At 72.0% G+C, this 13,471-nt stretch carries 11 protein-coding genes and 1 pseudogene; 8 read left to right on the top strand and 4 right to left on the bottom strand.

Annotated elements, in window-relative coordinates; genetic code table 11:
* Nucleotides 1–367, bottom strand: a pseudogene (locus tag ITI46_RS29160) (protease); the annotation flags it as partial.
* A gap of 470 nt (nucleotides 368–837) precedes the next feature.
* Between ITI46_RS29160 and ITI46_RS29155 the strand changes: the two are divergent.
* From ITI46_RS29155 to ITI46_RS29145, 3 genes are all read left to right on the top strand, one after another.
* Nucleotides 838–1,866 carry a glycerophosphodiester phosphodiesterase family protein gene (locus ITI46_RS29155; RefSeq protein WP_209242919.1) on the top strand — a complete coding sequence of 343 codons (1,029 nt, stop codon included), beginning with the start codon at nucleotides 838–840 and terminating at the stop codon, nucleotides 1,864–1,866.
* Between the two features lie 193 nt (nucleotides 1,867–2,059).
* Nucleotides 2,060–2,593: an ATP-binding protein gene (locus tag ITI46_RS29150; RefSeq protein ID WP_307808371.1), complete on the top strand. Its 534-nt coding sequence runs from the start codon at nucleotides 2,060–2,062 to the stop codon at nucleotides 2,591–2,593.
* Between the two features lie 194 nt (nucleotides 2,594–2,787).
* Nucleotides 2,788–3,771 carry a DUF5926 family protein gene (locus tag ITI46_RS29145; RefSeq protein ID WP_209242917.1) on the top strand — a complete coding sequence of 328 codons (984 nt, stop codon included), beginning with the start codon at nucleotides 2,788–2,790 and terminating at the stop codon, nucleotides 3,769–3,771.
* Nucleotides 3,772–4,037: 266 nt separating this feature from the next.
* Here ITI46_RS29145 and ITI46_RS29140 read toward each other — a convergent pair whose 3' ends face one another.
* The gene (locus ITI46_RS29140) at nucleotides 4,038–4,649 is read right to left on the bottom strand and encodes a hypothetical protein (RefSeq protein ID WP_209242916.1); all 612 of its coding nucleotides are present in this window, start codon (nucleotides 4,647–4,649) and stop codon (nucleotides 4,038–4,040) included.
* A gap of 327 nt (nucleotides 4,650–4,976) precedes the next feature.
* Entirely contained in the window at nucleotides 4,977–5,699 is a 723-nt protein-coding gene (locus ITI46_RS29135) for a bifunctional DNA primase/polymerase (protein WP_209242915.1), read from the bottom strand.
* 648 nt (nucleotides 5,700–6,347) lie between these two features.
* On the opposite strand from ITI46_RS29135, the gene ITI46_RS29130 reads away from it, so the two are divergent.
* The 3 genes from ITI46_RS29130 to ITI46_RS29120 all read left to right on the top strand — a co-directional run bounded on the left by ITI46_RS29130 (nucleotide 6,348) and on the right by ITI46_RS29120 (nucleotide 10,770).
* Nucleotides 6,348–7,973 (top strand): PP2C family protein-serine/threonine phosphatase, encoded by a 1,626-nt coding sequence (locus ITI46_RS29130; RefSeq protein WP_209242914.1) that lies wholly within the window; start codon nucleotides 6,348–6,350, stop codon nucleotides 7,971–7,973.
* A 142-nt stretch (nucleotides 7,974–8,115) separates the two neighbouring features.
* Complete coding sequence (locus tag ITI46_RS29125; RefSeq protein ID WP_307808370.1) at nucleotides 8,116–9,555, top strand: aminopeptidase P family protein; 1,440 nt, start codon at nucleotides 8,116–8,118, stop codon at nucleotides 9,553–9,555.
* Nucleotides 9,556–9,726: 171 nt separating this feature from the next.
* On the top strand, nucleotides 9,727–10,770 hold the full coding sequence (locus ITI46_RS29120) for a PP2C family protein-serine/threonine phosphatase (protein ID WP_247746764.1): 1,044 nt from the start codon (nucleotides 9,727–9,729) through the stop codon (nucleotides 10,768–10,770).
* Here the strand turns inward: ITI46_RS29120 and ITI46_RS29115 are convergent.
* Entirely contained in the window at nucleotides 10,754–11,197 is a 444-nt protein-coding gene (locus tag ITI46_RS29115; RefSeq protein ID WP_209242911.1) for an ATP-binding protein, read from the bottom strand. The two genes, ITI46_RS29120 and ITI46_RS29115, sit on opposite strands and share 17 nt — an antisense overlap.
* 288 nt (nucleotides 11,198–11,485) lie before the next feature.
* On the opposite strand from ITI46_RS29115, the gene ITI46_RS29110 reads away from it, so the two are divergent.
* Both ITI46_RS29110 and ITI46_RS29105 read left to right on the top strand, forming a co-directional pair.
* The gene (locus ITI46_RS29110; RefSeq protein WP_209242910.1) at nucleotides 11,486–12,364 is read left to right on the top strand and encodes a hypothetical protein; all 879 of its coding nucleotides are present in this window, start codon (nucleotides 11,486–11,488) and stop codon (nucleotides 12,362–12,364) included.
* A 222-nt stretch (nucleotides 12,365–12,586) separates the two neighbouring features.
* The gene (locus ITI46_RS29105) at nucleotides 12,587–13,321 is read left to right on the top strand and encodes a YcnI family copper-binding membrane protein (protein WP_209242909.1); all 735 of its coding nucleotides are present in this window, start codon (nucleotides 12,587–12,589) and stop codon (nucleotides 13,319–13,321) included.
* Nucleotides 13,322–13,471 lie beyond the last annotated feature (150 nt).

Genomic DNA, 13,471 nt, shown 5'->3' with positions numbered 1-13,471 from the left:
GCGGCGCGGGGATCGTCGGCCGGTCACCCGCGCCCTCCGGCGTCCTCGGCACCGCGTCGGTGTCCGGCTGCGCGGACTGCACCAGCGTGTCCCCCACCGGCTCCTTCGCCGATACGACCGTGTCCTGGACGCTCGGACCATTCCGCGTACGGTCCGCCGCGACAGCGGCGTCCACGGCAGCGGCGGTCGCGGTGGTGCCCGAACCGGAAGCGGAAGTGCCGGCGGAAGAGTCGGGGGAGGGCAGCGAGAAGTCGCCGTCCTCACGGCTCGTCGGGGCGCCGGTGGACGGGGCCTGGGCCGGCGCCGGGGGCGTGGGACCCGGCCCCGCCGCAGGCGTCACGGCAGCGCCCTCGTTCTCGGTGCTCACAACTCACTCCTCATCAGGTACACGACATCGCCGGGCTGGGTGTGTTCACGTACGCGGGTATCCGTGGACAGTTTTTCCCATCACGCATCAGACGGACGTAAGTCATTGCTGAGCGTCCGCCCCGGTTCTTTATAACGGGCCAACACCGGACAAAATCCCCGGTTTTCCCAGCCGTCGGGGGCGCAGCCACTGCCGGCGGCGTACGGACCGACAGCAGGGCGGCGTCACCCACGCGACCCACTGCTCGCACACGCGTACTCCGTGATCACAGCCACCAGCCTAGGCGCGCCCGCCCCGAACCGCCCCTCGGCAACCTGGGCCACCACCCTGGGAACAGGCCGCCCAAAGATCGGCCTCCCATCAGTGGAGCCCTTGGCAAAAGCCCCAACAGAGGCCCAACAGAGCCCCAGCAAAGCCACCGGCAGAGCCCTGCACAGCGTGCTCGCCCGGCCCGGTGGCACGATAACCCGGTGAGCAACGAGATCGACGCCGGGCGGCGCCACCGTCTCGGCCGTCCCCCGTCCGTCATAGCCCACCGCGGTGCCTCCATGGCGGCACCCGAGCACACACTGGCCGCCTACCGCCGGGCCATCGAGGAAGGCGCGGACGGTCTGGAGTGCGACGTACGGCTCACCGCGGACGGGCACCTCGTCTGTGTCCACGACCGCAGGGTCAACCGGACCTCCAACGGGCGCGGCGCCGTCTCCGCACTGGAACTCGCCGAGCTGGCCGCGCTCGACTTCGGCTCGTGGAAGGACCAGCACGCCGACCCGTACGAGTCGCCGGACAGCGCGCTGGACACCGACCAGACCGACGGCCGCACCGGGACGGCGGGAACCGCTGCCACGGCGCAGCGAACCGGCGCCACCGGACCGACCGCGACCCCCGGATCGGCCGGATCAGCCGGACCGGCCGGATCAGCGGGACCGGCCGGAGCCACGGGGCCTGCCGGAAGCGCACAGGGGCGCCCCGGAACCTCCGCACGCCCCGGTACGGCGGACCCTGAGCGCACCTCCGTCCTCACCCTCGACCGCCTGCTCTCCCTCGTCGCCGCAGCGCCCCGCCCTGTCGAACTGGCCATCGAGACCAAGCACCCCACCCGCTGGGCCGGACAGGTGGAGGAGCGGCTGCTGGAACTGCTCGACCGGCACCGGCTCCGCACACCAGTGCGCGTCATGAGCTTCTCCGCGCGCTCCTTGCAACGCATCCGCGCGGCGGCGCCGGACCTCCCGACGGTCTTTCTGATGCAGTTCCTGCTCCCCCGCCACCGGGACGGCAAGCTGCCCAACGGCGTACGTATCGCCGGCCCCAGCATCCGCATCCTGCGTGCCCATCCGGAGTACGTGGCACGGGCGCACCGCGCGGGCAACGAGGTGCACGTGTGGACGGTCGACGAACCGGAGGACGTCGAGCTGTGCGTACGGCTCGGCGTCGACGCGATCATCACCAACCGTCCTCGCCAGGTACACGCCCAACTCGCGCGCGGGCGGGCCGGTTGAGAAGCCGGCGAGCCTGGCGGACGGAGTGCACCGGCGCACTCGGCGCTTATTGCAGACACGCGAGTGCGTCAAGAGAAGAAGAGTGGCCGGTTTCCGCCGCACTCTCCTGGGGCATTCATCCCGATGGCGTGGGGCAAAGGAGGTCTCGGGGGTGGCGTTGGTGGTGGCACAGGAGGTGCCTACTTCGTCGACCATGGCCGTGCCCCATGGTCCGTCGGGTGTACGAGTCGCACGGCGCAGGATGCGCGACGAGCTCCGCGCATGTGGCGCGCCCGATACGGTGATCGATGATGCGACGTTGATTCTTTCCGAACTCCTCAGCAACGCGTGCCGGCACGCACGCCCACTGCACGAGGAAGCGGCCGATCCGGACGGCACGGGCGGCGGCAAGCCGGTCGACACCGTCCGAGCGTCGTGGCGCAGGGATGTACGGGGTGAGGTGACCATCGCCGTCACGGACGGCGGGGGTCCGACCCGCCCACTTCCGGCCAAGCCCTCCGTCACCGCACGCGGCGGCAGAGGGCTGGCCATCATCACGGCTCTCGCCCGCGACTGGGGCGTGCGCTCCGAACCGGACACCCCGACGGATCAGCCACCAGGTGTGACGGTCTGGGCGGTGCTGCGGCCGGAGAGCTCGTTCAGCGGCCGGGTCGCCGCCAGCCTGGGCGACTTCGGCGACGGTCTCGACGGCGAGTTCGACCTGGCCTCGGTGGAAGAGCTCAAGTAGCCGACGGCAACGGGACGACGGGCAGACGGTCACAGCGAGGGCTGAACGGGGCGCACCCGCACGGCAGGCACTAGCCACACAGCAGGCACAGGAGCCACACAGCAGGCACAGGCCCGCGCGGGCAGCGTCTCGCGCGCTCCAGCTACTAGGATCGCGGCGCCCACACACCGCCGCATACCTGGAGAACCGCTCGTATGGCCAAGAAGCGCCGACCCCAGACAGCCGCCGCCGCGCCCGCCGGGAGCTTCCCGGTGGTGGGAGCCCGGCAGCCGTGCCCCTGCGGTTCGGGCCGCCGCTACAAGGCGTGCCACGGCAGGGCGGCCGCGCAGGCGGCCACCGAGCTGGTCCGCCGCCCGTTCGAGGGGCTGCCGAACGAGAGCGACTGGGTCGCGATGCGCGAGCTGGTGCCCGCCGCCACGGCACGTCTCACTCTCAAGGACGGGCTGCCGGAGGGCGTTCCCGCAGTGACGCTCGCGACGGTGCTGCCGATGGCCTGGCCCGCGCTGCGCCGCGACAACGGCGAGGTCCTGCTGGGCCTCCAGAACGACACCGCGTCCGGCGACCTCAGCCGCGATCTGGCGGACACGCTCAGCCGGGCGCTGGCGGCCGAGCCGGGCACGCCCGTCGCCGCGGGACGGCCGGCACCGGACGCTCCGCGGCTGCAGGACCTGTTGGACCTGAGCGCACCGTTCGAGCCAGAGGTCCACTCGGGGTTCGAGTTCTGGCTGGACGGTGACGAACAGCCGGCCGGCGAGGTGGCCGCATCACTGGAGAGCGCCAACGCGGCCGCGATCCCGACCGCCCGGCTCACGGGCGTCGAGGGCGCCTACTGGTGCGAGGCGCCCGAGAAGAACCACCTGCGCTGGGTGATGACCCACCCCGAGGAGCAGCTGCTGGACGCGCTCGCACGGCTGCACGCCGCCGGGGCCTCGGCACTGGGTGAGCCGGGCGGAGCTTCAGGAGCCGAGGGCTCCCGGCTGGTGGGCTCCTTCCGCGCGCACGGACTGACCGTGCCGGTGTGGGACCTTCCGTCGGAGATGAGATCGGAGGACTGCGAGAAGCCCGCGGCCGCGTTCGCCGAGCGGCTGGCCGAGGCGCTGGCGGTGACGGCGCCACTGACGGCCGAGGAGCGCCGGGCCCGCAGCGGTCTCACCAATCGTCAGGTGACGCTCAACTGAAGGCGGTCGGCGGATTCGGTGAGGGGCACACGGAGGACTTGTGAGCGTGACTCCGGTCACATCACCGCCCCAACTTGCTCTACTCGCAGGTAAATCGGCGTCCGGATCTGGGCGATCGAATTTGCTAACAGCCGATCTCTTGTTACCGTTCTAGGAGCCCGGTCGCTGGTGCATCCCCCGTCGCCAGCGACCGGGTTCTTTTGTGCCCGGCTCCGGGCGGCCTCCGCGCTCTGCGGCTAACTCCCGGCGCTCTGCGGCGAGTTGCCTCAGCGCTGCCGCTGGCCGCTCTTCGCCCGCAGCGGTCGCCGGCCCTCCGCATGGCCCACCTCGACCACTGCGGAGAACACCTCCCGGCCCGGCTGCGCGGCCTTCACACCGCGGCCGTGCGGCGTCTCGCACACGCCCCGTTCACCGCCCCCGCGAACCGTGCAGTGCGCCTTCGCCGTCCGCCCGTCGGGCCGGTGGAGGGTGAGGAGGGCGGGGAGGCGGTGTGCGGTCGGGTTGCGGTAGTACGCGCGGGCCCAGGTGGCGCCGTCGGCGGTCAACACGCAGGCGCGGACTGTCACACCTTCGGGGGAGGCGATTTCCGGCCCGCAGGATGTGGCGGGACGGGCCCCGGTCGGCGGACGGACATCGGAGGGGTGCGCCTCGGGAGCGGCGTCATCGGCACCGGAACCGCCACCGGCACCGGCCTCGCCGCGCCGGCCCTGGTCCTGTTGCTGGTTCTGGTGCTGGTGGGCGGCACGGAACGCTTTCGCCGCCAGCCTCGTGTCCTGGCCTGCCACCGCCGCGGCGAGCGCCAGCGCGACAGCGAGCGCGATCGCGCTGGCGAGCGTGACCGCGCGGAGCCGGGAGGTGCGCTGTTGCGGCTGGTGCATGAGAGGACCCACCTGGGACGCGAGCGAGGGGGAGGAGGCCCGGGCCGACTGATGAGGTGAACATACCGGGGTCAACGGGCCGCTGGTGCGACGGCAGCCCGTTTCCCGCACAACTCCGGTCGGCTCCTACCCGTACGGGTGAATACGCGCCGCGCTCCGGTGGTGGGCAATCCTCAGCGCCCGGCCCCAGCAGCCCCCGCACCAATGGGTCGGCCTCGGCGGATCCCTGGTTGCTCCGTGGTTGATCCCTGGTTGATCCCCGGTTGATCTCCGGTGGCTCTCCGGTCGGTCCGCAGCGGATCAACCGGTGGGCCGCCCGGCTCGGCCTCAGTAGGCCAGCCGGCTCCCGTTGTCCGGTGTCGCGCAGCTCTCCTCGACCAGCACGTCGAGCAGCGTCTCCATCCGGGGCAGCCACGGCCGTCCCTCGGCACCGCGGTCGGGCTCCCGCTCCCAGCGGACCTTCCCCGCCCCGGTGAGCGAACCGGGCAGCGCCACATAGCCGCCGTCGCCGTGGAACCGCAGCGAACTGGGCACCCGGTCCTGGGCGTACAGCAGTTCGCCCAGCTCTTCGAGGGCGTAGGGCTCGACGAGGACCGAGAAGCGGGTGGGTGTCGCGATCACCGGGCCGACCCGGACGCCGGTGCGGTCGAACGTCGCCAGGGCGCGCGCTCCGGCGACGGCCGGGAGGCTCAGCGCGCACGGCGCCGTACGGCCGGTGGCGAGAATGACGGGTGCGTCCGGCCGGTTCTCCCACCACCAGCGCACCATCGTCGGATCGGCGGTGGCCGCCAGCAGCACCGGCTCGAAGGGGTGCGCCCCCGGCACCACGCACTCGGGGTCGGGGCACGCGCAGACGGCTGCGGCACCGCGGGCTCCCGGGGAGGCGAGCGCGGCTCCCGGCACCACCGGCCAGTGCCACTCGCCGGCCGCCGTCAGCGCCATGTTCCGCATCGGTGACCTGTGGTTGTACCGTCCGGACCGCCCCCAGAACCGTTGGCCCTGGAGCTGCGCCCAGGCCCGGAGGGAGCGCCTTCCGAGGATCTCGCGCATGAGCGCTCGTCCTTTCCGTGAACGCCGAACAACGCCTACTACGCAAACACAGCGAACATCGCCAACTGGTCGTGCCGACCGCTCTCCAGCTCAATACACCACGTGAAACTCTGGTGACCATGCGTGCCGAACAGCGCATCATGTTGCAGGCCGAGCGTGGAACGTGGCGGGGGGTGGCGCATGCATGGCGTTCGCGCTTGTGGACTGCCACCTGCGCCGATGCTGCTTGTACTTGCTCGTTACTTGCTGCGCTCGTAATCCGCTCGTACCGCGCCTGTGCTGCCTGGTGCAATCCTGCGGCTGGTGCCCTCCCGCAAGAAGCGGGCGGGTCGGGGGGCCCGCTGCTCCCTAGGACGCCATGACTCTCCACAGGGTTCCGTACCCGCAACGGCAGTGCCAACGCGCTGCCGAATGGCCTCAGTCGACAGCAGTATGCACGCCACGTGGGCGATTTTCCGCCAATCTTTCCACACCTCGGCCAGCCCTCGTGAGGCGGGTCCCCTCCAGAGACATTCTCGGCACCGCAGCGCACGTGCTGGACATGCCCCAACGGCATGTGTAGATGTAGTGGCATTGATAGCGGAGCAGCATGACATGGGGGTTTGCGATGCTATTGGGACAGTTCACCCGCAGCCTGAGCCGCCGCCCATGACCTCCCCGCACCTGCCGAAAGTGGCTGGAATCCAACCGGTGGTCTCCTCGAACTCCTCGACGAACGCAGCGGCCTCCTCCGCTGCGGCACCTGCCGGTTCCACGACGTCCACAACCTCTCCCGGTGCTCCGGGCTCTTCGAACGCCAGGTCGTCCGCCGCGTCAGCAGCGGATACGTCAGCGCAGACCGCTCCCCCCGAGGCCGGAGGCTCGCTGGCCGACCGCAACCGGATCTGCGACCTCTCCTCGCTCCACGACCTCACCACTCGGCTCGTCCGCACCACGAGCCTCGACACAGCGCTCCGCGAGACGCTGCGCGCCGGTTCCACGCTTCTGGGCGCCCCCCGCGGCATGATCGCGCTGGAGCCCGGCACCGACCCCGGAAGCGAGCCCTCCAGCACCCCGGGCCGCGTCCCGGAGCGCACCATCGGTCTCGGTCTCGGCCGCGCCGACCTCGGCCAGATCGAGACCGTCCCGCGCTCCTCCGCCGCGTACGCGCGCATCCTCGACGCACAGCCGGGCCCCGGCACGGTGACCGAGGGGCACGCGCCGGCCGCTATGGACGAGCCGTTCAAGCCCGGTTGCGGCGACGGCCCCGCCCGGGACGACGAGGCCGCCACCTCCGGCACACCGTCCGCTTCCGCCCCGGCCCGCGGTATCGCCTGCCCCGACATCGCCGCCGACCAGGAGCTCTCCCCCCGGCACCGGGAGGTCGCGGCCCGCCTCGGCTACGCGGCCACCTACGCCGTGCCGCTCACCACCGAGTCCGGCACCCTGCTGGGTGCGGCCGTCTGGCTCTACGACGAACCCGGCGAGCCCACGCCCCGTCAGCGGGAGTTGCTCGGCAGCTATCTGCTGCACGCCACCGAGCACTGCGCACGGCTGGGCGAACTCGCCCGCACCCGCGCGGACATGGCGACCCTCGGCGAGGAGCTGCTGCCCAGCACGCTGCCCCGCGTCCCCGGTGTCTCGCTCGCCGTGCGGCACCGTACGGGCCCGTGCGGCGGCGGGGACTGGTACGACGCGCTGCCGCTGCCCGACCGGGCCGTGGGGCTCGCGGTGGGCGGGGTCACCGGCAGCGGCCCTGCAGCGGTGGCCGCCATGGGACGGCTGCGGGCCTCCCTGCGCGCGTACGCGGTGATGGAGGGGGAGGACCCGGTCGCCGTACTGTCCGACCTGGAGCTGCTGCTGCGGCTGACCGAGCCGTCCTGCTCGGCGACCGCGCTGTTCGCCTACGCCGAGCCCGCCACCCGCAAGGTCCTGCTCGCCGGGGCCGGGCACTGTGCCCCGCTGATCGTCGGGCCCCGGCGCATCGAGCCGGTGGAGACGGCCGTCTCTGCGCCGTTGGGCATGCTGGCGTGCTGGGAGGCGCCGAGCGCGGAGGTCGTGCTGCAGGAGGGCGAGACACTCCTGTGCTACACGGACGGACTGCTGCACCGTACCGGCCACTCCATGGACCGCGCTTTCGCCCGGCTGCGGTCGGCCGCCGCCTCGGCCCCGCGCGCGGCCCGGGAGGACCCGGAAGCCCTCGTCGACCACGTGCTGCGCACAGTGCTGCCGGGACCACTGGCCGATCTGCCGGACCATCCGGAGGACGTCGTCCTACTGGCGGCCCGATTCTGAGGAACGCGCGCCCGCGCCCGCGCCTGCATGCGCACCCGCATGTGCATCCGCACAGCTGAACGTCACATGCGCGCAGGTGTGGACCTGTGGGCCCCCGCCCATACGATGGAAGGTGGTTTTATCCGTCAAAGAGGAGGCAGACGTGGCAGACGCCGCCGGCGAGCAGCCGATCAAGCAGCGGAAGAACGGCCTGTACACGGGCGTCTCCGACGAACTCGCCGCGAACATGAAGTCCGGCTGGGGCGACACCGAGCTGCGCGACCTGGAGCCCGTCCCGCAGGTCGCCGAGCTGGCCGGGCGGCGCGAGCGGCTGTCGGCACGCTTCCCCGGCGAGCGTCTGGTCATCCCCGCGGGCAACCTCAAGACCCGGTCCAACGACACCGAGTACCCCTTCAGGTCGTCCGTCGAATACGCCCACCTCTCCGGCAATCAGACCGAGGACGGCGTGCTGGTCCTGGAGCCCACCGGCGAACGCGGCCACAGCGCCACCCTCTACCTGCTGCCCCGCTCCAACCGTGAGAACGGCGAGTTCTGGCTGGACGGCCAGGGCGAGCTGTGGGTCGGCCGCCGGCACAGCCTCACCGAGAGCGAGAAGCTGTACGGACTGCCCTGTGCCGACGTACGGACAGTGGCCGACACGCTCCGGGAGGCCACAGGCCCGGTCCGGGTCGTACGCGGGTACGACGCCGGCGTCGAGGCGGCGCTGGCTGACAAGGTGACCGCCGAGCGTGACGAGGAGCTGCGGAGCTTCCTGTCCGAGATGCGGCTGGTCAAGGACGAGTTCGAGATCGGCGAGCTGCAGAAGGCCGTCGACTCGACAGTGCGCGGCTTCGAGGATGTCGTACGGGTCCTCGACAAGGCGGAGGCCACCTCCGAGCGCTACATCGAGGGCACCTTCTTCCTGCGCGCCCGGGTGGAGGGCAACGACGTGGGCTACGGCTCCATCTGCGCGGCCGGCCCGCACGCCACCACGCTGCACTGGATGCGCAACGACGGCCCGGTGCGCTCGGGCGAGCTGCTGCTGCTCGACGCGGGTGTGGAGACGCACACCCTGTACACCGCCGATGTGACCCGCACCCTGCCGGTCAACGGGCGTTTCAGCGCACTGCAGCGCAAGATCTACGACGCGGTGTACGAGGCGCAGGAGGCGGGCATCGCCGCCGTCAAGCCCGGTGCTAAGTACCTCGACTTCCACGAGGCGGCGCAGCGGGTGCTCGCCACCAGGCTGGTCGAGTGGGGTCTGGTGGAGGGCCCGGTGGAGCGAGTGCTGGAGCTGGGCCTCCAGCGGCGCTGGACGCTGCACGGCACCGGCCACATGCTCGGCATGGACGTGCACGACTGCGCGGTCGCGCGCCGGGAGACGTACGCCGAGGGCACGCTGGAGCCCGGCATGTGCCTGACGGTGGAGCCCGGGCTGTACTTCCAGGCGGACGACGAGACGGTGCCCGAGGAGTACCGCGGCATCGGGGTACGCATCGAGGACGACATCCTGGTGACCGAGGACGGCAACCGGAACCTGTCCGCCGCACTGCCGCGCAGCAGCTCGGACGTGGAGAGCTGGATGGCGAAGCTGCGGGCGTGACCCCGGCCGGGCAGCGCGAGATCAGCAGCACGAGATCATTCGAGCGCTGCCACGAGGAGACAGCCGCACAGCGCGAGCCTGCTGAGCGATGTCACCGACACAGAGAGAAGAGAGCACGCATTGGTCTCCCCGTTGCGGACCGGACTGCTGTCCGCGTTCCCGTTCCTCGCCATGGGTGTGGTCGGTGCCGTCGACATGATGGGCGGGTCCGGGATCGGCTTGCAGCCGATGATGGCGCTCGGTCCCGCGTTCGCCGGGCTCACCGGCGGCAAGCGGCGCACCGCGCTGGTCGGTGCGCTGGCGCTGGCGCTGTCGATCGCGCTGAGCCTGTACAACGACCAGTTCGGTGAACGGCGCGGCAACGCGACGCTGATCTCCGTCGCGGGCGTCTCGGTGGCCGCGCTGGTGGCGACCGCGATGCGGCAGAAGCGGGAGGCCGAGCTGGCCAATGTGCGCTCCATCGCGGAGGCGGCCCAGCGGGTGCTGCTGCGCCCGGTACCGCGCGGTGCCGGGCGGCTGCGGGTCGCCGTCTCCTACACCTCGGCCGTCGCCGAGGCGCGGATCGGCGGCGACCTGTACGAGGTGGTCACCTCGCCGCACGGCGTACGCGTGATCATCGGCGACGTCCAGGGCAAGGGGCTGGAGGCGGTCGAGACGGCCGCAGTGGTGCTCGGCGCCTTCCGGGAGGCCGCCTACGACGAGCCGGACCTGCCGACCGTCGGAGAGCGCCTGGAACGGGCCCTGGACCGGCACCTGCTGGGCGAGAAGTTCGTGACCGCAGTGCTCGCCGAGGTGCCGCACGGGGCGCACACCGAGAGCGCGACACTGCTCAATTTCGGGCACCCGGCGCCGCTCGCGGTCCGGCAGGACGGCAGTGTGCACTTCGCCGAGCCGCCGCAGCGCTCCCTGCCACTGGGGCTCGGCCTGCACGGCAGTGAGCCGCCACGCCCGCACGAGGTGCCGTTCGCACCGGGCGACCAACTGCTGCTGTACACCGACGGCGTCACCGAGGCGCGCAACCCGGACAACCACTTCTACCCGCTGGACGAACGCGCCCACCTGCTCAAGGACACCGACGCCGAGGGCGCACTGGAGGCCGTACGGCAGGACCTCCAGGAGCACGTACGCTCCCCGCTGCACGACGACGCTGCCATGCTGCTGCTGCGCTACCGGAACCCCTCGGGCGGCCAGGAAGCGGTCAGGAGGCAGTCATGAGGTGTCCGTCGCGGCGGGCGAGCACCTTGTCGAAGCTGACGACCGCCCCGCCGTGGCCCGGCCGGTTGCGCAGCCGTACGTGGTCGGCGAGTGACTCGATCAGGGACAGCCCCCGCCCGCTCTCCGCCTCGTTCGCACAGCGCGCCGGGTTGTAACCGGCGGGGAAGCCGGGCCCGGTGTCCGCCACCTCGATACGGCAGCGGTTGCCCTCCAGATAGGCGGAGACGCGGTAGGCACCCGCCATGTCACCCGCGGAGCTGCCGTGCTCCACCGCGTTGGCACACGCCTCGGACAGGGCGAGGCACATGTCGTAGGCCACGTCCGGGTCGACGCCGGCCGAGGCCATGGAGCTCAGCAGGAGCTGGCGCGCGAGCGGCACACTGGCGGCTTCGCGCCGTAGCCGGAGAGACCACCACAGGCTGCTCATGCTCACCCTCCATGCGGCTCGACACACGGATACCTATTGCCTGCCCGCACCAGCACTACGCGGTGCCGTCGCGATGACCCCCGTACGGCGGAGGGGAGCGGCCTGAGGTGCTGGTCCTGGGGCGCTGCGTGCGGTAAGGCGGGAGCGCGGCCGCGGGTACGCGCCCCCTGCGCCGGAGGGCGCCTGGGCAACGTGACGCGACACACCGGTGGGGCGGTTGAGCATCGGTGGAGCAGGCGTGGCCCTGCTGTGTGCACGCTGAGACGGCGGTGAGATGATGGCGCGGCCATGACTGCCGGTGCGGACCTGAGACTGCTGCGGGCCGCGGTGTTCGCCGCGGTCTGCGTCACCGTGTCCGCCGCCGGGCACCTGCTCGCCGCCGACACCGTGCTGCCCTTCACCACGCTGGCGCTGGGCTTCGGCTGCGTGTTCGTGATCGCCGTCGCGCTGGCCGGGCGGGAGCGCTCCCTGCCGGGCATCGTGGGGCTGCTCTCCTTGGGCCAGATCGCGCTGCACTTGGTGTTCTCGGTGGGCGCCGGGTCGCAGCACGGCCACGCGGGAGCCGCTTCGGCCGCCGGCCGGGAACCGGGTGGGGTACGGGCGCTGGCCGGGAAACTGCTGTGCAACGACAGCGCGATGGGCATGAGCGAGCCCGAGGCGCGGCGGATCGTCGCCCGCGCGGGGCTCGACCCGGATGCCGGCTCCACTGCGGCCGCCGGCGGTACGGGCGGTGCGGCGGAGCACGTCGCGCACGCCGGGCACCACGCCGTCGCGCTGTCCTTCCCGGACACGCCGCTCGACTGCCTGCGCGAAGCCGCGCGGGCCGCGGCCGGCATGTGCGAGGTGCCGATGCTGCTCGGGCACCTGTGCGCCGGGCTGCTGCTCGGCTGGATGCTGCGGCGGGGCGAGGCCGCGCTGTGGCGGCTGGTGCGCCTGTCATACGACGCCGCCGCCGCGGCCGATGAACTGGTGGCCGCGCTCGCGCTGCGTACCGCCCTGGCCTACGTCCGTGCGCTGCACTCCGGGCTGCTGCCCTGGGCGCCCGTGCGGAGCGGCTTCGAGCGGCCCGACGACGAGACGCCGCCCCGGCCGCTGCTGCTGCAGCACTCCGTCCACCGGCGCGGCCCGCCCGCGCGGCCCGCGGACACCTTCGCGCTCGCGGCCTGACGCACTGCGCTCACAACGCTCACCGGGACCGGTCCTTCTCCCGCGCCCCCCGCTCGACGGGGTACGGGCGGCCCGGCCATGACAGCGGCGCGGTGCGGTGCGGGCCCGCGCGCCCGTGTGTCCGCCTCCCCCGCTGTCATGTCACCCGTCCTGTGCCGTACAGGCCGCATGCCTGTTCGCATGCCCTGTGCTGCGCGGGCCGTGTCTCTCAGGAGCTCATTGATGAAGATCGCCAACCGCCGCGCCGCCGCCGTCTGCGCGCTCGCCGCCGGGACCGTCATGCTGGTCGCGGGGCCGGCGTCGGCGCACGTCAGCGTCGACCCGCAGGAGGCCGCCAAGGGCGGTTACAGCACCGTCAACTTCAAGGTGCCCAACGAGAAGGACGACTCCTCGACCGTGAAGCTGGAGGTCACCTTCCCGGCGGACCATCCGCTGGCCTCCGTGATGCCGCAGCCGGTGCCCGGCTGGAACGTCAAGGTCGAGAAGAAGAAGCTGGACAAGCCGATCAAGATGCACGGCGAGAAGATCACCGAAGCCGTCTCCAAGGTCACCTGGAGCGGCGGGAAGGTCGAGCCGGGGCAGTTCCAGCAGTTCCCCGTCTCCATGGGTCAATTGCCCGAGGATGCGGACCAGTTGGTGTTCAAGGCCCTGCAGACCTACGACAACGACGACGTCGTGCGGTGGATCGAGGAGCCCAAGGAGGGGGCAGCAGAGCCCGAGAACCCGGCTCCGGTGCTGAAGCTCGGCGCTGCTGAGCACGGCGATGACGCGGCCGCCTCGGACGACTCCTCGGACGATTCCAAGGCATCCGAGAAGACCGCGGCCTCCTCCGACACCGACTCCGGTTCCGGCTCCGGTTCCGACACCACTGCGCGGGTGCTCGGCGTCGTGGGCATTGTCGTCGGGGTCGCGGGCGTCACCTTCGGTGTGCTGGCGGGGCGGCGCCGGGCGGGGTGATGCCCGCCTGATGACCGTCTGACGCCCGTCTGACGCCCGTCTGACGCCCGTCCGATCCCGGGGCCTGCCCGGGGGCCCGTACCGTCCCGTCGTACGGGCCCGTACGTTGCGCACGGTGGTGCGGCACGGCGCTCGTCGCCGTTCCGCACC

This window comes from Streptomyces oryzae (assembly GCF_017676365.1).
GTDB classification, from domain to species: Bacteria; Actinomycetota; Actinomycetes; order Streptomycetales; family Streptomycetaceae; genus Streptomyces; species Streptomyces oryzae.
Note: the sequence above shows the minus strand (reverse complement) of the source record. Positions and strands in the feature narration are given on the sequence as shown.